The organism is Lysinibacillus sp. NPDC097287, assembly GCF_044761695.1.
In the GTDB taxonomy this organism is placed as follows: Bacteria; Bacillota; Bacilli; order Bacillales_A; family Planococcaceae; genus Lysinibacillus.
The window spans coordinates 479468-499522 of record NZ_JBIWCX010000001.1 but is presented as its reverse complement, the minus strand read 5'-3'; the positions used below and the strand labels follow the sequence as shown (position 1 = coordinate 499522).

General features: G+C 38.7%; 16 protein-coding genes. All 16 read left to right on the top strand.

All coding sequences use genetic code 11. The features are described from left to right. Positions 1 to 69 precede the first annotated feature (69 nt). The 16 genes from ACIQ2D_RS02310 to ACIQ2D_RS02235 all read left to right on the top strand — a co-directional run bounded on the left by ACIQ2D_RS02310 (position 70) and on the right by ACIQ2D_RS02235 (position 20055). Complete coding sequence (locus tag ACIQ2D_RS02310; RefSeq protein WP_402858762.1) at positions 70 to 1569, top strand: sugar ABC transporter ATP-binding protein; 1500 nt, start codon at positions 70 to 72, stop codon at positions 1567 to 1569. Between the two features lie 12 nt (positions 1570 to 1581). Beyond that, a complete protein-coding gene (locus tag ACIQ2D_RS02305; protein WP_402858759.1) occupies positions 1582 to 2574 on the top strand; it encodes an ABC transporter permease in 993 nt (330 codons plus the stop codon). Between the two features lie 57 nt (positions 2575 to 2631). After that, a complete protein-coding gene (locus tag ACIQ2D_RS02300) occupies positions 2632 to 3648 on the top strand; it encodes an ABC transporter substrate-binding protein (protein ID WP_402858756.1) in 1017 nt (338 codons plus the stop codon). 284 nt (positions 3649 to 3932) lie between these two features. Then, on the top strand, positions 3933 to 4574 hold the full coding sequence (locus ACIQ2D_RS02295; protein WP_402858753.1) for a class II aldolase/adducin family protein: 642 nt from the start codon (positions 3933 to 3935) through the stop codon (positions 4572 to 4574). 11 nt (positions 4575 to 4585) lie between these two features. Next, the gene (locus tag ACIQ2D_RS02290; RefSeq protein ID WP_402858750.1) at positions 4586 to 6037 is read left to right on the top strand and encodes a rhamnulokinase; all 1452 of its coding nucleotides are present in this window, start codon (positions 4586 to 4588) and stop codon (positions 6035 to 6037) included. Positions 6038 to 6056: 19 nt separating this feature from the next. After that, positions 6057 to 7841: an L-fucose isomerase gene (locus tag ACIQ2D_RS02285; RefSeq protein WP_402858747.1), complete on the top strand. Its 1785-nt coding sequence runs from the start codon at positions 6057 to 6059 to the stop codon at positions 7839 to 7841. A 14-nt stretch (positions 7842 to 7855) separates the two neighbouring features. Continuing rightward, positions 7856 to 9523: a ribulokinase gene (locus ACIQ2D_RS02280; protein WP_402858744.1), complete on the top strand. Its 1668-nt coding sequence runs from the start codon at positions 7856 to 7858 to the stop codon at positions 9521 to 9523. Beyond that, entirely contained in the window at positions 9520 to 11580 is a 2061-nt protein-coding gene (locus ACIQ2D_RS02275; RefSeq protein WP_402858741.1) for a bifunctional aldolase/short-chain dehydrogenase, read from the top strand. Before ACIQ2D_RS02280 ends, ACIQ2D_RS02275 begins: the two co-directional genes overlap by 4 nt. Positions 11581 to 11911: 331 nt before the next feature. After that, positions 11912 to 13471: a ribonuclease Y gene (gene rny, locus ACIQ2D_RS02270; protein WP_402858738.1), complete on the top strand. Its 1560-nt coding sequence runs from the start codon at positions 11912 to 11914 to the stop codon at positions 13469 to 13471. A 219-nt stretch (positions 13472 to 13690) separates the two neighbouring features. Beyond that, the gene (locus ACIQ2D_RS02265; protein WP_402858735.1) at positions 13691 to 14464 is read left to right on the top strand and encodes a tyrosine-protein phosphatase; all 774 of its coding nucleotides are present in this window, start codon (positions 13691 to 13693) and stop codon (positions 14462 to 14464) included. A 343-nt stretch (positions 14465 to 14807) separates the two neighbouring features. Next, positions 14808 to 15110, top strand: a complete 303-nt coding sequence (locus ACIQ2D_RS02260) for a hypothetical protein (RefSeq protein ID WP_402858732.1) — start codon at positions 14808 to 14810, stop codon at positions 15108 to 15110. A 12-nt stretch (positions 15111 to 15122) separates the two neighbouring features. Further along, complete coding sequence (locus ACIQ2D_RS02255; RefSeq protein ID WP_402858729.1) at positions 15123 to 15395, top strand: hypothetical protein; 273 nt, start codon at positions 15123 to 15125, stop codon at positions 15393 to 15395. Between the two features lie 407 nt (positions 15396 to 15802). After that, on the top strand, positions 15803 to 16531 hold the full coding sequence (locus tag ACIQ2D_RS02250) for a YveK family protein (RefSeq protein WP_402858726.1): 729 nt from the start codon (positions 15803 to 15805) through the stop codon (positions 16529 to 16531). Between the two features lie 11 nt (positions 16532 to 16542). Next, positions 16543 to 17238, top strand: a complete 696-nt coding sequence (locus ACIQ2D_RS02245; protein ID WP_402858723.1) for a CpsD/CapB family tyrosine-protein kinase — start codon at positions 16543 to 16545, stop codon at positions 17236 to 17238. Positions 17239 to 17314: 76 nt separating this feature from the next. Next, positions 17315 to 18607: a glucose-6-phosphate isomerase gene (locus ACIQ2D_RS02240; RefSeq protein WP_402858720.1), complete on the top strand. Its 1293-nt coding sequence runs from the start codon at positions 17315 to 17317 to the stop codon at positions 18605 to 18607. A 206-nt stretch (positions 18608 to 18813) separates the two neighbouring features. Further along, a complete protein-coding gene (locus ACIQ2D_RS02235) occupies positions 18814 to 20055 on the top strand; it encodes a glycosyltransferase family 4 protein (RefSeq protein ID WP_402858717.1) in 1242 nt (413 codons plus the stop codon).

Genomic DNA, 20055 nt, shown 5'->3' with positions numbered 1-20055 from the left:
AGATGAATATTAAAGAAATTCAAATTTCTATACAGAGAAACCAACATGCATACAAAGTGAGGTGGCCAAGTGAAGCCAATACTGAAAATTGAAAACGTTTCCAAGTCGTTTCCAGGCGTCAAGGCGTTGTCAAATGTACAATTAACGCTTCATGCAGGAGAAGTATTAGCGTTGGTTGGTGAGAATGGCGCAGGAAAATCCACATTAATGAAGATTTTATCAGGCATCTATAAAAAAGATGAAGGTAGTATTCAATATTTAGGGAAAGAAATTGAGGTGCTTTCTCCTAAGCATGCACAAGAATTGGGGATATCAATTATTCATCAAGAATTGAATTTAATGAAAGATTTAACGGTAGCTCAAAATATTTTTATCGGACGAGAACCGAAGAGTGCCAATTTATTTGTGAGAGACAAAAAACTGAACCAAGATACGAAAGAGTTATTTGAAAGATTGGGGATTCAATTAGATCCAAAAATGAAGGTACAACATTTATCCGTGGCAAAGCAGCAAATGGTGGAAATTGCGAAAGCGCTATCATTGGATGCGAAAATTATTGTTATGGATGAACCGACAACAGCATTAACGGATGCGGAAATTGATGCCCTATTCAATATAATCGAAGATTTAAGAGTGAAGGGCGTCGGCATTATTTATATTTCTCATCGGATGGATGAACTAAAAAGAATCTCAGACCGTGTCATGATTATGCGGGATGGTTGTTATATCGATACGCTAGAAATGAAAGATATTGATATGAATCATGTTATTAAACTGATGGTAGGGCGGGAAGTATATATCGAATCCAAGCCTCAAACAGATAGCAATACGGAAGAAAAGATTTTAGAGGTGCGCAATGTCTCGACAAAATCTCATTTAAAAAATGTTTCCTTTGATCTACATAAGGGCGAGATTTTGGGCTTTTCAGGATTGATGGGGGCAGGGCGAACTGAAATAGCGCGTGTTATTTTTGGTGCAGATAAATGTACAACTGGAGAAATTTTTTTACATGGCAAGCAAGTGAAAATTAAAACGCCTGCGGATGCAGTAAAATTGGGGATTGGCTATTTATCGGAAGATCGTAAACAATACGGACTACTCGTGAATATGGACGTAAAATCCAATATGGTTTTACCAACCATTAGAAACTTTCAATCGAAACTTGGGTTTATTAACAATCATAAAATAAAATCCATTTCGAAGGATTTTGTAAAACGACTCAATATCAAAACACCATCTATTGATCAGGAAATACGGCTGTTATCAGGGGGGAATCAGCAAAAGGTTGTAATTGCGAAATGGCTTTACCGCAATTGTGACGTACTTATTTTCGATGAACCGACTAGAGGTATTGATGTTGGAGCAAAAGGTGAAATTTATAAACTATTAGATGAACTAGCTTCAGAGGGAAAAGCCATTATTATGATTTCTTCGGAACTACCCGAAATTCTGCGGATGAGTCATCGCATTATGGTGATGGCAGAGGGAGAAATTCAAGCAGTATTAAATGCAGAAGATGCAACGCAAGAATTAATCATGCGCTATGCAACCAACTTAAAAGAGGCGTAAGGAGGAGTGAGTATGACCAATCCAATAGCGGTAACTACAAATGCAGAAAAGAAAAAAATAATCCCTGTTGGTGCACTTCAGCAAACATTAGCATTTGCTAGTTTAATAGCATTAATACTATTTTTCTCGATTGCTTCGAGTAACTTCCTGCAGTGGAGTAATATCATCGGTATTTTACTATCGACCGCTGTAATAGGGATTCTCGCATTAGGTGCAACGTTTGTCATTATTACAGGTGGTATTGATTTATCTGTGGGTACAGTGATGACGTTATCTTCTGTCATGACAGGTGTGCTTGTTGTTAACAGTGGTTTGCCGATGATTATCGGTGTTATGGGGGGAATCGCCACAGGTGCATTTTGTGGATTGCTGTGCGGTGTGATGATTACCAAGTTGAAAATACCACCGTTTATTTCTACTTTAGCCATGATGATGGTTGCCAAAGGGTTAGCATTGGTAATTTCAAATGCAGCGCCTATCTATTTTTTAGAGCATCCATTGTTTACAAAAATCGCATTAGGCTCGATTATACCAGGTGTCAATATTCCAAATGCAGTCCTTATATTTTTCGTAATGGCTATAATTGGCGGCATTATTTTATCGAAAACAATATTAGGACGATACAACTTTGCAATCGGAAGTAATGAGGAAGCAACTCGACTTTCTGGTGTAAACGTGAACTTTTGGAAGATTTCTATTTATACATTAGCGGGTGCATTTACGGGAATTGCAGGGGTGTTAATGGCTTCACGATTAAATTCAGCACAGCCTGCACTCGGGCAAGGTTATGAGTTAGAAGCAATTGCGGCAGTTGTTATTGGCGGTACGTCTTTAAGTGGTGGTAAGGGTTCAATTGTGGGAACAGTCATCGGAGCACTTATTATGAGTGTGCTAACGAATGGTTTACGTATTTTATCGATCCCACAAGAATGGCAAACAGTTGTAGTCGGACTAGTAATTATTTTGGCAGTATTTATCGATGTTGTGCGACGAAGAAACGAATAAACAACGGGTATTAGGTCAATTTGACATTAATATAAAAAAGTTAAAGGGGTAGATTGAATGAAGAAAAAACTTTGGTTGTTTAGTTTACTGTTAGTCATGATTTTAGCATTGGTAGCGTGCAATACTCCTGCTGAAGATACAACAGACAAAGGGGAGGAAGGTACAGATACAAAAGACGAGGCGATCGTTGAAACAAACAGTGAAAAGCCGTATGTTGCCATCGTCTCGAAAGGTTTCCAGCATCAATTTTGGCAAGCGGTAAAGCAAGGGGCTGAACAGGCTGCAGAAGAATTTGATGTAACGATTACTTTTGAAGGGCCTGAAACAGAGTCTCAAGTAGATAAGCAAATTGAAATGCTACAGGCAGTACTTGATAAAAAACCAGCAGCATTAGGTTTTGCGGCATTAGATTCGAAAGCGGCAATTCCGTTATTAACTGAGGCCGACGCGAAGGACATTCCTATTATTGCATTCGATTCTGGGGTAGATAGTGATTTACCGTTAGCGACAGCTTCTACCGATAATACAGCTGCGTCTGCATTAGCAGCAGATAAAATGGCTGAAGCAATTGGGAATAAAGGGAAAATCGCGTTAATCGTTCATGACCAAGTATCTGTTACGGGTACAGGACGTCGTGATGGCTTTAAAAATCAAATTGAATCAAAATATCCAGATATTGAAATCGTGGATATCCAATATGGTGGTGGAGATCACTTAAAATCAACTGACTTAGCGAAAGCTATTATGCAAGCACATCCAGACTTAAAAGGTATTTTCGGATCAAATGAAGGTTCAGCGATTGGTGTTGTAAATGCTGTGCAAGAATTAAATAAAACGGGTGAAATTGTGGTTGTCGGATTTGACTCAGGTAAACAACAAATTGATGCGATTAAGAGTGGCTTAATGGTTGGGGCTGTGACGCAAAATCCAGTAGGTATTGGCTATGAAACGGTAAAAGCAGCAGTTGCAGCGATGAAAGGTGAATCCGTAGAAAAAGTCATTGATACTGGTTTCTACTGGTACGACAAAGATAATATCGATTCCGCAGAAATTAAAGCTGCTATTTATGAATAAATAAGAGAATTGGAGGCGGGGTTATGAGCCTCCTTTTTTTACAAATGGAGGGTTCATCACCAAAAGTCGGGGATGACATTTGATGAAAGTGCATATTGATTTTAAAATGCCAGTTGATTGTAGTGGAGGCTGGGCGACTCCTGGGGGATTAGCGTCACAGATGAGACCCTAGAGCGAGCGTAGCGAGTGAAGCGGCTCATCGGACGCCCCCCCGGAAAGCGCCCAGTCGGAACGGAAATCAACCCCAAGTTATGGTGATGAGCCAAATGGAGTGTGATGATAGGATGCAAATTATTGAAGAGCTGAAAAAATATGCTCATAAATTAGTAGTGGGCGGATTAGTAGTAGGTGCAGGTGGAAATTTGAGTTTGCGTGATGGTGACTATATGTATATTTCACCTAGTGGCTATGATTTACAAGAAATCGATGATCATCAATGGGTGAAGGTGCATATTGAATCAGGCAAAGTAGAAGGGGATCTTCGTCCATCTTCAGAAGTACTTATGCATTTAGCATGCTTTCGGGAAAATCCACATATAAACGCTGTATTACATGCACACCCAACATATTCAGTAGCCATTTCATCAGCCGGTAAAGAGATTCCACCGATGTTTCCAGACTTTCCGGCGATGGTTAACAGTGTTGGTTATTTGGACTACATTATTCCGACAACAGAATTATTAGCAGATGCAGTAGGTGAAATTATTACTGAACATGAGGTTATTGTGATGCGTAATCACGGGGTATTAACAGTAGGTAAAACGCTGAAAGAGGCGTACTTTTATATGCAGTTAACGGAAGAGTCTGCAAAGGTTTTAGCGATCAGTACATTATTTGGCGGGCCTCGTATATTAACAAAGGAAGAATGTAAGGAATTACGAAATCTTTCTGCTGAACGTTATCGCTCGAGATTGTTGCAGGAATAGGAGGGAGAAACGTGAGGACTATTTTAGCTTTTGACCTAGGTGCTTCAAGCGGTCGCTTAGTTGCAAATCATTTTAATGGTCAAACCATCACTAGTGAGGAAATCCATCGTTTCTCCAATAAACCTGTTCAAGTTGGCACTCATTATTATTGGGACGACCGATATATCATTGGCCAATTAAAGCATGGGCTTGAGAAGGCGCATCCGAATGCATGTACAGTCGGTATTGATACGTGGGGCGTAGATTTTGGACTATTAGGAAAGCACAATCAGCTTTTAGCGCGGCCATTTTCTTATAGAGACCCACATACAGAAGAGATGGTGAAGAAACTGCAACAAAAATTGACGCCATTTGCCTTGTTTCAACGAACAGGCAATGAAGTTGCTTCAATCAATACATTATTTCAACTAATGGCTATTCAAGAAAATAATCCGCAGTTATTGCAGGAAGTAACAGATATTTTATTATTACCTAACTTATTTTCGTATCAATTAACAGGCATCAAAAGCAATGAATTTACTATTGCCTCAACTACGCAATTGATGAATCCGGCTATGAAAGCTTGGGATCGTGCACTTATACAAGATGTTTTTGGGCGAGATTTGCCGCTATGTGATATTGTGCAACCTCATCAAATAATAGGACCGCTACTTCAGTTTCCTTCGATACAAATGGTGGCTGTTCCTGGACACGACACAGCCTGTGCATTATCTGCGTTGCCAATCGAGGAAGATGAGGCACTATTTATGAGCCTCGGTACTTGGGGGTTAGTCGGCCAAGAAGTGCAGGATCCAATCATTAGCATCGAGGCATATAACCAAGGCTTTACAAACGAGGGAACGAGTGAAGGCACATATCGTTTTCAAAAAAATGCGATGGGCTTTTGGCTATTCCATCGTTTACGCGAAGAATGGCAGCAGCAACAGATTTCACTTAGCTATGAGGATGAAAAACAGCTATTTCATGAAAATGAAAATTTTACGACGTTAATTGATCCAAATGATGAAAGTTTTTTTAATCCATTGAATATGCAACAGGCTATTCAACGCTATTGTAGGATGACAAATCAGCAATCACCAGAGACAGTTGGACAGTATATTCGTTGTATTACGGCGAGTCTGGCATTGAGCTATGCCACTATTGCTGAACAAATTGAGCAAATGACGGCAAATGAGAAAGATACGATTTATATAGGTGGCGGCGGTGCAGAGAATGAGCAACTATGCCAGATGCTTGCCAATATAAGCGGAAAACAAATTAGTGCAGGACCAACTGAAGCGAGTTCATTAGGCAATGGATTGTCGCAGCTAAGGGCTGTGGGGGAAATTTATTCATTAAAGGAAGGAAGACAAGTAATTAAAGCTTCCTATCCTGTGAAACGTTATGAGCCACAAATTTTTGTGCAACGAGAATTATTAATGGAGAAGTTTAGACATTTATTGTGTTCAAACAAGTATTCATGAAGACAAAGGGGATATGCATATGCAACAACAACGATTTATCGGTAATTTACCAAAAATAGGCATTCGACCAACGATTGATGGCAGAAGAAATGGTGTTCGAGAATCGCTAGAAGACACGACGATGAGTTTAGCACAAAATGTCGCACAGTTTTTATCAGAAAACCTTCGATATTTCACAGGCGAGCAAGTAGAGTGTGTCATTGCAGATACGTGTATTGGTGGAGTAGCAGAAGCTGCGCGCGCTGCGGAAAAATTTAAGCGTGAAGGCGTAGGGGTTTCTATTACAGTAACGCCATGCTGGTGTTATGGAAGTGAAACGATGGATATGGATCCTCATATACCGAAGGCTGTTTGGGGATTTAATGGCACAGAAAGACCGGGTGCAGTGTATTTAGCAGCTGTACTTGCTGGATATGCACAAAAGGGCTTACCGGCTTTCGGCATTTATGGCCGTGATGTGCAAGATCTAACAGACAGCTCGATTCCAGAAGATGTACAAGAGAAATTATTGAAGTTTACAAAAGCGGCATTAGCGGTAGCGACATTGAAGGACAAATCGTATTTATCGATGGGTTCCGTATCAATGGGCATTGCTGGCAGTATTGTGAAGGATGATTTTTTCCAGGAATACTTAGGGATGCGTAATGAATATATCGATTTAAGTGAGTTTATTCGCCGAATGGATTTGAAAATTTTCGATGAAGAAGAATTTGCAAAGGCACTTGAATGGGCAAATGAAAAACTAATCCGTGGTGAGGATAATAATAAAGAAGCGTTTAAGCGAACGGATGAAGAGAAGGAAAGTGACTGGCAGCGTTCCATTCAAATGACTTTGATTGCACGGGATTTAATGGTCGGGAATGAAAAGCTTGCCGAGAAGGGCTATGGGGAAGAAGCGGTTGGACGTAATGCATTGATTGCAGGTTTTCAAGGGCAGCGTCAATGGACGGACCACTTCCCAAATGGTGATTTTTTAGAGGCGATTTTAAATTCATCATTTGATTGGAATGGCAAGCGAGCACCTTATATTGTTGCGACGGAAAATGATTATTTAAATGGTGTATCCATGGCCTTTGGGCATTTATTGACGAATACAGCGCAAATATTTGCAGATGTACGCACGTATTGGAGTCCGGAAGCAGTAGAACGGGTGACAGGAAAAGCACCAGAAGGCAGAGCCGCGAATGGTTTTATTCATCTCATTAACTCAGGACCAGCAGCACTAGATGGCACAGGACAACAGTCAATTGATGGGAAACCTGCGATGAAGCCATTTTGGGCTATTACAGATGAAGAAGTGGAAGCATGTTTGCAGCATACAAAATGGCGACCAGCTTCGACAGAGTATTTCCGTGGTGGTGGCTATTCTACTGATTTTACAACTAAAGGTGAAATGCCTGTGACGATTACACGGTTAAATTATGTAAAAGGCATAGGGCCAGTTTTGCAAATTGCAGAGGGCCATACAGTGGAGCTAGCCGAGCATATGCACGATACGCTTGATCAACGAACAGATCCAACATGGCCAACTACTTGGTTTGTACCGAATGTAACAGGAAGTGGCGCGTTTACGGATGTCTATTCGGTGATGAATAATTGGGGGGCAAATCACTGTGTTCTAAGCTATGGTCATATTGGTGATGAATTTATTACGCTGGCAGCGATGCTTCGTATTCCAGTTAATATGCATAATGTCGAAGAGGAACGCATTTTTAGACCAAAAGCATGGAGTTCGTTTGGCACAGCAGATAGCGAGGGCGCGGATTATCGAGCATGCCAAAACTTCGGACCTATTTATAAATAGCGGGAGTGAGTGCGATGAAATATGTCATCGGTGTGGATTTTGGTTCTGAATCGGCTAGGGCAATATTGATGAATACTGAAACAGGTATTTGTCACAAGTCTGTGTCTCAGACCTACGAGCACGGTATTATCACTGGAAAGTTATTTGGGAAGCCTTTAAAGCATGATACAGTGCTACAGCATCCAAATGATTATCTATCTGTTTTAACGACCCTTGTCCATCAGTTACTGGAGGAGCCGGGGGTATCGGCTCAGCAAATTATCGGAATAGGTATAGATTTTACGAGTTGTACAGTTGTCCCAGTAGATGAGGAGTTTACGCCACTCCTCCATCAACAACGATTTTGGGAAAATCCACATGCCTATGTAAAGCTATGGAAACATCATGCCGCCGAGGAAGAAGCCAAGAAATTAAACGAGCAGTGTCGCCAGGATAAGTGGATAGAACGATACGGTCATATCGTATCTTCAGAATGGCTACTGCCTAAAATAATGGAAATTGCCAATGATGATCCACATTTTTTTAATGAAGTTGCATATTTCATGGAAGCTGGAGATTGGCTTGTTTCGACACTAACTGGAACTTTGTCGCGCAGTAGTTGTTTTGCAGGCTATAAAGGTATGTGGTCAAAGCAAGATGGCTTCATATCAAATGAACAGCTACGTAAGATTCATCATGCGCTACCAATGATTTATGACACGAAGTTACGGGGGACTGTGCAATCAATTGGTCAAAGAGCCGGCTATCTAACAGAAGAAATTGCTTCACGACTTCGATTAACAACGAAAACAGCGGTGGGTGTAGCAATTATAGATGCGCATGCTGCTTTACTTGGTGCAGGGGTGAGTCAACCAAATGAGCTCGTTATGGTGATGGGCACGTCAACTTGTCATTTAATGGTGCATGATAAGGAAATTTTTGTCCCTGGAATAAGTGGAGTTGTTGAGGACGGGATTTTACCTGGTGCATTTGCTTATGAGAGTGGGCAAGTAGCGGTCGGTGATCTATTCGCCTATTTTATGAAAAATCATGTGCCAAGTAATGTAGTTGAAGAAAGTGAGGAGCGAGACATTTCTATTTTTCAATTACTAGAAGAACAGGCTACAGCATTACAACCAGGCGAAAATCAGCTAATTGTACTTGATTATCATAATGGCAATCGGACACCTTATGTAAATGGTCAATTAAGTGGTGTTGTTGTCGGTGAAACATTAACGACAACTACTGCCATGCTCTATCGTGGCTATTTAGAGTCTTTCGTTAATGCAACAAGAGTCATTATCGAGTTATATGAAGCACACGGACTCCCAGTGCAAAGACTTATTGCAACAGGCGGAATACCACAGAAAAATAAACTACTGATGCAACTATATGCTGATATTTTACAAAAGGAAATTGAGGTATGTGTTGAACAACAGGTGCCAGCTGTTGGTGCGGCTATTTTAGGTGCAATGGCCGCAACACCTGAAGATGGTGGATTTACGCATATCGAAGATGCGATAGAGAAACTTTGCCAAAAAGAAGTACTAATCTATCAACCTAACGTAGCAACGAAAAAAATCTATGATGAGTTGTTTTCTTGTTATAAGGAACTAAGTGAATACTTTGCGGAAAAGTCAGCGATGATGGGGAAACTTAAGCAGTTAAAATATACCGAAGAGAAAATGGGGAATGTAAAATGATTGAGAATCTTTGGCCTCAAACGATTGAACCTGTAGAGACAGATACAGTAACTGGTTTAGCACTTCGTTCGAATTTAATAGGTGCTGACCGACGTGTTTGTAATTATGCTGGTGGAAACACGTCCTTCAAAACAACTGCTATTGATTTTCAAGGCAACGAAGTCGATGTGATGTGGGTTAAGGGAAGCGGGTCAGATTTAGCGAGCATGACCGAAGAAAACTTTACTGCTATACAATTAGAACCAGTCAAGAAGTTACTAGCACGTGAAAATATGACTGATGAAGAAATGGTTCAGTATTTAGAGCATTGTATGTTGGATAAATCACATCCCCGTGCGTCGATAGAAACATTGCTACATGCCTTTTTACCAAATAAACATGTCGATCATACACATCCAGATGCAATTATTAGTATTTGTTGTGCACCAAATGGGCAGGACATCGCTAAAGAAATATATGGCGACCGATTTGTGTGGGTACCGTATATTCGCCCAGGTTTCTTATTGTCTAAAATGATTGCAAAAAAAGTGAAAGAAAATCCACACGCTGAGCTTGTACTAATGGAAAAGCATGGGTTGGTTGTCTGGGGTGAAACTGCAAAAGAAAGCTATGATAAAACAATTGACGTTATTAATGAAGCCCAAGCATATATTGACGCAGCATTTGCTACTGTACCAGCCTTTGGAGGTCAGTGTTTTACAGCGCTAACGCCAGTAGAAAGGGCAGAAACATTAGCAAATTTACTCCCAATTATTCGCGGAGCTGTTTCTAAAACACAATCACTTATCGTCACATATGATGATGGCAATGCAGTATTAGAGTTTGTGAATAGTCAACACGCTTTAACATTAAGTAATGTAGGTGCTGCATGCCCAGACCATCTTGTGCATACAAAGCGTGTACCATTATTTATTGACTGGGACGGGCAGACACGGTCGTTACACAATATGGTGACCGAGGGGTTAGAAAAATACCGAATAGCCTACGAGGAGTATTTTAAGGAGAATGCAGCAGTTACAGACATTATGTTTAATCCTTATCCACGGGTTATTTTAATTCGAGGCTTAGGGATGATTAATACGGGCAAGGATTATCAGCACGCGAAAATTAGTGAGGCGCTATATCATAGAGCGATTGCTGTCATGAAAGGCGCAGATGCGATTGGTGGATTCTCATCATTATCAGCAGAAGAATCCTTTCAAATCGAGTATTGGCCACTAGAGTTGTATAAATTATCGTTAGCACCAAAAGCGGCAGAGTTTTCAGGGAAGGTTGCATTTGTTACCGGCGGTGCAGGGGGGATTGGTAGTGAAACATGCCGATTGTTGGCAAGTCAAGGTGCACATGTCGTCCTTGCTGATTTGAATGAAGAAGGTGCACAAAAAATAGCTACTGATATTACTGAGCAATTTGGAGTGGGCAGAGCACTAGCTGTTTCGATTGATGTTACAAAAGAAGATCAAATCCTTCATGCATTTAAACAGACGGCGCTTCAATATGGAGGCATTGATATATTGGTAAATAATGCGGGGTTAGCAACATCAAGTTCTTTTGAAGAAACAACATTAGATGAATGGAACTTAAATATGAATGTACTAGGCACAGGCTATTTTTTGGTGGCAAGAGAAGCATTTAAATTGATGAAGCAGCAACGAATTGGCGGTAGCATTATTTTTATCGGTTCGAAAAACTCTATATATGCAGGCAAAAATGTTACGGCATATAGTGCTGTGAAGGCACTCGAAACGCATTTAGCACGCTGTATCGCAGTAGAAGGTGGCGATTTTGGTATCCGTGTAAATTCCATATTACCAGATGCTGTGTTGCAGGGTTCGGCCATTTGGGGCTCTAAATGGCGAGAGGAACGTGCACAAGCGTATGGTATTCAACCTGATGATTTAGAGGAACATTATCGTAAACGCACAATTTTACAAGAAAATATTTACCCTAGGGATATTGCTGAGGGGATTGCATTTTTTGCATCTTCCAAAGCGAAAAAGACGACAGGCTGTATGTTGACGGTAGATGGTGGGGTTGCAAGTGCTTTTTTGCGATAAAGAAAATGATTAAAAGATGCATTGCTTTCACAAATTGTGAAGGTAATGCATTTTTAATTACTAATGAATCAGTTTTCGATAGAATGCAACTATTTACGTAAGTAGATAAATAGAACAAAAGTATGAAATGTATATTATGGTATTGGATATTATTAACTTTATTTTGTAATGGAGGCGAACATGTGCCCGTCAATCCTTGACAGAGTTTATAGGTAGATATACAATTAAATATGTATAATTTCTGAATTATGACTTTTAAAATAGGCAGTACATTTATGATGTATGCGCCGACTGAAAACTTATTACCCAAATAGCAATAGGAGGTGTTCATATGGACGGAATTACTATCATCTCCGCTTTGCTTGGACTCATCGTTGGTGCCGTTGTTAGCTATATCTACATGAAAAAAGTGAATGACTCCAAAATCACTGGTGCTAAACATGTTGCCGAAACAATCGTTGAAGACGGAAAACGAGAAGCGGAAGCATTAAAGAAAGAAGCACTACTTGAAGCCAAAGATGAAACTCACAAATTTCGAACTGAAGCCGAAAATGACATTCGTGATCGTCGTTTAGAACTTCAAAAACAAGAGAACCGTTTATTGCAAAGAGAAGAAAATCTTGATCGCAAGGATGATGCTCTGAATAAGAGAGAAGCAGGTTTAGAGCGTAAGGAAGAAGCTCTTGCCGAGAGACAACAGCATATTGAACAGATGGAGAGCAAAGTGGACGAGCTTGTTGCAGCACAAAAATCCGAGCTAGAACGAATTTCTGCGTTAACAAGAGATCAGGCGAAGGCCGTTATCTTAGGAGAAGTAGAAAAAGAGCTAGCAACAGATATTGCTGTTATGACGAAGGAATCTGAAACACGTGCAAAAGAGGAATCTGATAAAAAGGCACGTGAAATTTTATCACTGGCACTACAACGTTTTGCAGCTGACCACGTGGCAGAAACAACAGTCTCTGTCGTTACCTTACCAAATGACGAGATGAAAGGTCGTATTATCGGTCGTGAAGGTCGAAATATCCGTACCTTAGAGACACTAACAGGTATTGATTTAATCATTGACGATACTCCGGAAGCAGTTATTTTATCTGGCTTCGATCCAATTCGTCGTGAAACTGCTCGACTTGCACTTGAAAAACTTGTACAAGATGGGCGTATTCACCCTGCACGTATCGAAGAAATGGTTGAAAAATCTCGCCGTGAAGTGGATGAGCAAATCCGCGAAACAGGAGAACAAACAACATTTGAAATGGGTATTCATAATCTACATCCAGATTTAATGAAAATTTTAGGCCGTATGAAGTATCGTACAAGCTATGGTCAAAACGTATTAAAACATTCAGTAGAAGTAGCTCATTTAGCAGGTTTACTTGCAGCTGAATTGGGTGAGGATGTAGCATTAGCACGTCGCGCAGGTTTATTACATGATATCGGGAAAGCTATCGATCATGAAGTAGAAGGTAGTCACGTAGAAATCGGTGTAGAACTTGCATCCAAATATAAAGAACATCCGGTAGTCATTAACAGTATTGCTTCTCACCATGGTGATACAGAAGCAACGTCTGTTATTGCGGTATTAGTTGCTGCAGCTGATGCTTTATCAGCAGCGCGCCCAGGTGCTCGTAGTGAGACACTTGAAAACTATATCCGTCGACTTGAAAAGCTAGAAGAGATTTCAGAAAGCTATGATGGCGTAGAGAAATCATTTGCCATCCAAGCAGGTCGTGAGATTCGTATTATCGTACAACCAGAAAAAATTGACGATTTAGCTTCACACCGCTTAGCTCGTGATATTCGTAAGCGTATTGAGGATGAACTCGACTATCCAGGTCATATTAAAGTAACGGTTATTCGTGAAACACGTGCCGTTGAATATGCGAAATAAAAAGTAATAATTGAGGTTCTGTGAGACTTAGGTCTTGCAGAGCTTTTTTTTTGTAAATAAATTTATTAAAGAAATTAATGTAAATTTGAATGATCGTATCATTTTCGGAATTATCATATCATAAGAATATATATGGGACAGTTCTGTTTAGAATTAGTCTTATAATCATTGCGATTCACATAGACATTAATGAGTATTTGAATAAAAAAATAGAAAGCTGTGATCCGTTTGATAGATATACACACGCATATTTTATTCGATGTAGATGATGGTCCAAGAACAGAAGAAGAATCATTACAGATGTTGAAGCAAGCGGTAAAGGAGGGAATAACAGAAATTATTTCAACTTCTCACGCCCTCAAACCTCATTATGATGTTTCTTATTCGACTGTAGAAAGGCAATTGGAACATTTAAGTAAATTAATTGAGCAAAATGATATACCGCTTACGTTACATAGCGGACATGAGATTCGATTAAATGATAAATTGGATAATTTATTAAATCATAAACAGATACATGTCTTAGCAAATTCTAATTATGTGCTTATTGAGTTACCTTCAAATATGGTTCCAGCTTACACAAAAGATATGATTATCGCACTTAAATCTTCAGGCTATACACCAATCATTGCGCATCCTGAACGGAATAGAGCAATTGCTGAACAACCTAGGAAATTGGAGCAACTAATACGAGAAGGCGCTTTGGCTCAAATTACTGCGGGAAGTCTTACGGGGCATTTTGGTAAGGCTGTGCAAAAATTATCATTAGACCTTGTAAGAGCAAATTATATCCATACGTATGGTTCAGATGTTCATAATTTAACTACAAGGCCATTTTTATTTTTTAAAGGACTTTATTATTTGGAAAAGAACAAGGAATTAGATGCAGTTGACATCTTACTGAAAAATAATGAAAGGATAATAAAAAATGAACAAATGATAATGTTAGAACCATACGAGATTACAAGGAGAAAATGGTGGTCAATATTTTGAAAAAGGGTATACGCTAACGGAAAAGTGGCTTGGCTCGTTATATTGGGTTTGGCTTTGCCTTGCCTTACTTTTATGTGTGCTTTATGTGATTTCTGATGAAGTGTATTAGTATTTTATAGAGGGTAGGGTGTCTGCAGTTGAAGGGGGTGCTAATTGATAGTGACGGTGCATTTGTCTGCATCAGTTTGTTTTACGTTACAAATAAATGGATGCTAAGTCGTCGACGGAGTGTTTCCGACAGTGAGCTATACGAAACCTGAGGTAGTAGCAGCATTTGAACTAGCGATGGTGATAGGGAGAGAAGGATGCTGAAATACTAATAGCGACAGATCCAGATCGACTGGTGTGGCTGGCCGAGATGGGGCTGACTTTAAATTGTCAACAGGAACCAGCTATGGTGAAAACGATTGTTACATTAAAGTTAGGCACGGCTGTGGCGAAGTCATTTGGTGGAGCAACGGTAAATACATTAACGTGCTTTAAATTTATTGCTGAGAAAATTGAGCAGTTTGAACAAACCGGTGAGCATTCATTCGTTTTTGGATATGAAGAGAGCTACGGTTACTTAATCCAACAATTTGTATGTGATAAGGGTGCGGTGCGAGTAGCACTTGTCACAGCAGAAATGGCTGGTTATTATGCCTAGCGAGGTAAGACTTTGTTGGATGTGTTGGATAATTTATATGAGCAGTTTGGTTATCACAAGGAAGCACTTGTGTCACAGGTGTTTGAGGGGCAAGCTGGGCAGAAGCAGATGGAAGGGATTTTAGAGAACTTCCGAGCAGATGTTCCAAGCACGCTTGCTGGTGTTGAGGTTATACGTGTGGAAGGTTATTTAGGTAGTGAAGCAAGACTCGTAGACGGCTCCATAAAAGTTATAAAATTACCAAAAGAAAATGTGTTGAAGTTTGTGCTTGCGGATGGATCCTGAACTGCTTCAACAGGCAATTAATAATTAATTATAAGTTTTTTCTTAGACGTAGGTTCTTCTGTAAAAAGTAGAAGAACCTTTTTGGTATATAAATGTATATTAATCCCTCGATTAGAACATGATACTAAATAAGTGTCGGATTACTTTTACTATAAGTAGGTTGGTGTAAATCTACTAACAGAAAAATAATAGACTCAAAAAATGCAGTAAAGTCTTTTTGTAATAATTCCAGTTATGAATAAATGGAGGGAATTATTAATATAATCAAAAGTAAAGAGAAGGAAAAAAACCTCCGAAGACGAGCCTATAAAATATAACGAAATGTTAATTTGTGTAAAAAGAAGGCGCTATAGCAAAATATTTATTTCGAAATAAATTAGTGGATGTGTAGAAAAGGGGTGCGGTCATTGGAGACATCAATCAATTTACAAGACTTATTGACAATAATTCGAAAACGATGGGGCCTTGTTCTTAGTATTACAGTGATCGTAAGTGTAACAACGGCAATCATAAGTTATTACGTTTTAACACCAATCTATCAAGCAGAAACGCAAATATTAGTAAATCAAAAAAGTACTAATATCGAACAATATCAATGGGTACAAAATAACGAAGCGGATTTACGATTAATAAATACCTATAATGTCATCATTACAAGTCCAATTATATTATCAAAAGTAATAGAAAAACTTGAGCTAGATCAGACGCCAGAAAGCTTAGCGGAACAAATAACAGTAACGAGTGCAAATAACTCACAAGTTGTTAATCTTGTAGTTATGGACAAACAGGCATCTAAGGCTGTAGAAATTTCGAATACGTTGGCTGAAGTATTTAAAAAGGAAATCCCGGTTTTAATGAATGTTGATAATATAAAAATTTTATCAGTAGCTAAACTAGGGGAGAATCCTATACCAGTAAAACCTAATAAGCTAATGAATATTACTAGTGCAACTGTTATTGGTTTAATGTTAGGAACTATTTTAGCATTTTTACTAGAGTTCTTGGATAAAAGGTTTAAATCAGAGCAAGAAATAGAAGAAATTTTAGGCTTACCAATTATGGGGTTGGTTGGTTCGATCGCTTTAGAAAAAAAAACGAAAAAATCTCCGAAATCACATAAAGAGGGGAGGGTCTAATTATTTTAGGTATGAAAAAAAAGAAAAAACTAAGAAATGGATTAATGGCACGTAAATTGGTGACCGTAACAGATACAAAGTCATTAATATCTGAGCAATTCCGAACGATCCGTACAAATATTCGGTTTTCCTTGCCTAATCAAGAAATAAAATCAATACTCATCACTTCATCTATACCAGGAGAAGGTAAATCTACAAACGCTGCAAATCTCGGTGTTGTTTTTGCGCAAGAAGGTAAAAGGGTCATTATCATAGACGCTGATATGCGTAAACCAACCTTGCACCATACGTTTAGTACTTTAAATATTTGTGGCTTATCAGATGTATTATCAAAGCAAGAGGAATACTTTAATGCTATTCAAAAAACAACAGTAGAAGGGTTAAGCGTTATTCCAAGCGGACCTCTTCCGCCAAATCCGGTTGAATTACTCTCATCGAAGACAATGGATATACTGATGGAAGATTTAAAGAAGGATTATGACATCATTATTTTTGATGCACCTCCATTATTATCAGTATCGGATGCACAAATTTTGTCTAATAAATGTGATGGTACTTTATTGATTGTGAGTATGGATAAAGTGCAAAGAGTAGAAGTATTAAAAGCAAAAGCAACACTTGCTTCTTCAAACGCAAAAATTTTGGGCGTTGTACTAAATAATATTAAAATACCAAAGAAACATTATTATCAAGCTTATGGTTCATAGAAAGAAGCAAATGCTACTGAAGTAGAGGACTTTATGTATCAATAAATTAATTGATCATACGAAATGAGGTCATACGTTGAGTAAGCAACTTTTGCATACGAACATTCTAAATTATGATTTAACTACTATTGATTGGTCAGCTTATACAAAAAATGTAGAAAAAATCCATCAATATTTAGAAGTGGTAGAGAATGTTCCGACTGGTTGGCTGCATGCACCCCTTGAAGCTTATGATGCATTATTTTTTCATATTGAAAAGACAGCACATGAAATTCGTAGTTTTGCGGATGTCCTTATTGTTATTGGTGTGGGTGGGTCTTTTCTAGGTGCACGTGCTGTGCAAGATGCATTGACACCTTATTTTGGTGCACATCATGATGGCATTGAAGTAATATACGTGGGACAAAATATGAGTGGCGCTTATATAAAACAATTACTCGATAATATTGAGGATAAGAGTGTATACGTGAATGTGGTGTCAAAGTCCGGCGGAACGATGGAACCAGCACTGGCTTTTCGAGTTCTACGTCAGTATATGGAATTACATTATGGGGAAAAAGCAGCTGAACGCATTATCGTCACGACAGACGCCAAAGATGGACTTTTAAAGAAAATTGCAGATGATTCGGGTTATCGACAATTTGTTATTCCTTCAAACATAGGTGGCCGTTATTCGGTCTTAACTGCTGCAGGTCTTTTACCCATGGCGGTGGCTGGAGTGGATATATTCAACTTAATGCTAGGGGCGAAAGTAGCAGCATTAGAGTTGAAAGAGTCACGGCTTGAGCATAATGAGGCGTACCGGTATGCGGTGATACGACATGCATTATTTGAACAAGGATACAAAATTGAATTACTCGCTTCATTTGAGCCTGCTTTAAATAAGTTTCACGAATGGTGGAAGCAGTTGTTTGGTGAAAGTGAAGGCAAGGAAAGAAAAGGGCTATATCCCTCTACCGTTAATTATTCGACAGATTTGCATGCGATTGGTCAATTTATTCAAGATGGGAGCCCAATTTTATTTGAAACATTACTCCACTTTCATGAAATAGGTGACGATTTGGCAGTTCCCTATGACGTACGCAATGAGGATGGACTAAACTATTTATCGAATCGAACATTTAATGAAATTAATGCTATTTCTAAGGAAGGTACTGCGCTAGCTCATTCAGAGGGCAATGTACCGGTTATACAGCTTGAACTACCAAAGCTCGATGCGTATCATATGGGCTTTTTAATTTATTTTTTTATGAAGGCATGTGCTATGAGTGCTTATTTACTAGGAGTCAATCCCTTTGATCAGCCAGGAGTAGAAACATATAAGCTTAAAGTGATGGAACTGTTACAAGCTGCTAAACCATCCAAATAAAGTGGTTGTACGCTTTTGGTGGGAAAGCTTTGTTCTGCGACGAAAGCGGAGTGTGAGGGTTAACCTAAATTGTATTAAATTAACATATTTATATAATAAATAGTAAAGAATGTATCAAATACATGTAACTGATCTTTACAAAAACTAATCAATTTACTCAGACACTTTGACAAGTAAACATTCGCACTAAAATTAGGGGGGAGAGTATGTTGAAAAGCGAGAAAGATATATTGTTTTTGTGCCAGTATTTTTATCCAGAATATATTTCATCTGCTACTCTCCCATTTGACACGGCAGTGGCTCTTAGTAAGGCAGGTTTTACTGTTAGCGCATTGACTGGTTATCCGAAAGAGTACAGTTTAACAAATAATGTTCCTCTTAAAGAAACTCATAAGAATATCGAGATTAGAAGGTTAAAATATATCCAACTTAAACGTAGTCATTTCATCGGGCGATTAATTAATTATTTTTCTTTTACATTTTCTGTAGCCTTACGTTTTAGACAATTGAGACAGTATGGGGCAATCATTGTTTACTCGAATCCACCCATATTACCGTTAATTGCAGCTTTGGCAAATAAGTTTTTTAATACAAAAGTAGTTTTTGTAAGCTATGATGTTTACCCAGAAATCGCATATTTTACAAACGCTATTTCCGAAGATAGCGTAATAAGCAAAGTGATGAAGAGAGTTAATAAAAGTATCTTTAAACATGTAAATACAGTAGTTACTTTATCAAATGAGATGAAAAACTATCTACTAAAACATAGAGCAGCATTATCAAAACAGCAAATTGAAGTAATCCCTAATTGGTATGAGGATCTAGCCTTCTCTCATGCGACTAATGTATCTGAAAATAAATTATTAGCATCTATAAAAAATGATGGAAATCTTATTGTATCTTATTTTGGAAACATGGGCGTATGCCAAGATTTAGATCCGATAATAGAGGCGATTCGCCAATTAAAAGATGATCGCGAAGTCCAATTTCTTTTTGCAGGACATGGAATTAAAATGGATCAATTAAAGAAAATCGTAGAAACAGAGAATCTGAGTAACGTACATGTTTTTGATTTTTTACACGGACAAGATTTTCAAGACGCACTTAGTATCAGTGATTGCTTCATTGTAAGTTTAGCAGATGGATTAACGGGCCTAGCTGTACCAAGTAAAACCTACAGTTACATGATGGCTAGTAAACCGGTAATTGCTATTATAGGGGCGGATTCTGATATTGCTAGGGATTTAATGGATTATAATGCGGGGTATGCCATACAAGCAAAAGATAGTTCTAAATTAGTAAATATTATTACAGAACTCCTTAGTGATAGAGTGAAGCGTGAACATATGGGAAAGAACTGTAGGAAGCTATTTCTTGAAAAGTACACTACTGAAAAATGTACAAAACAATATGTGAATCTTATGCAGAAATTACTGGGGGAACAATAA

Coding starts and splice junctions, on each gene's coding strand:
- ACIQ2D_RS02305 (WP_402858759.1), top strand. CDS start 1,582: ATGACCAATCCAATAGCGGTAACTACAAATGCAGAAAAGAAAAAAATA.
- ACIQ2D_RS02300 (WP_402858756.1), top strand. CDS start 2,632: ATGAAGAAAAAACTTTGGTTGTTTAGTTTACTGTTAGTCATGATTTTA.
- ACIQ2D_RS02295 (WP_402858753.1), top strand. CDS start 3,933: ATGCAAATTATTGAAGAGCTGAAAAAATATGCTCATAAATTAGTAGTG.
- ACIQ2D_RS02285 (WP_402858747.1), top strand. CDS start 6,057: ATGCAACAACAACGATTTATCGGTAATTTACCAAAAATAGGCATTCGA.
- ACIQ2D_RS02280 (WP_402858744.1), top strand. CDS start 7,856: ATGAAATATGTCATCGGTGTGGATTTTGGTTCTGAATCGGCTAGGGCA.
- ACIQ2D_RS02275 (WP_402858741.1), top strand. CDS start 9,520: ATGATTGAGAATCTTTGGCCTCAAACGATTGAACCTGTAGAGACAGAT.
- rny (WP_402858738.1), top strand. CDS start 11,912: ATGGACGGAATTACTATCATCTCCGCTTTGCTTGGACTCATCGTTGGT.
- ACIQ2D_RS02245 (WP_402858723.1), top strand. CDS start 16,543: ATGAAAAAAAAGAAAAAACTAAGAAATGGATTAATGGCACGTAAATTG.
- ACIQ2D_RS02235 (WP_402858717.1), top strand. CDS start 18,814: ATGTTGAAAAGCGAGAAAGATATATTGTTTTTGTGCCAGTATTTTTAT.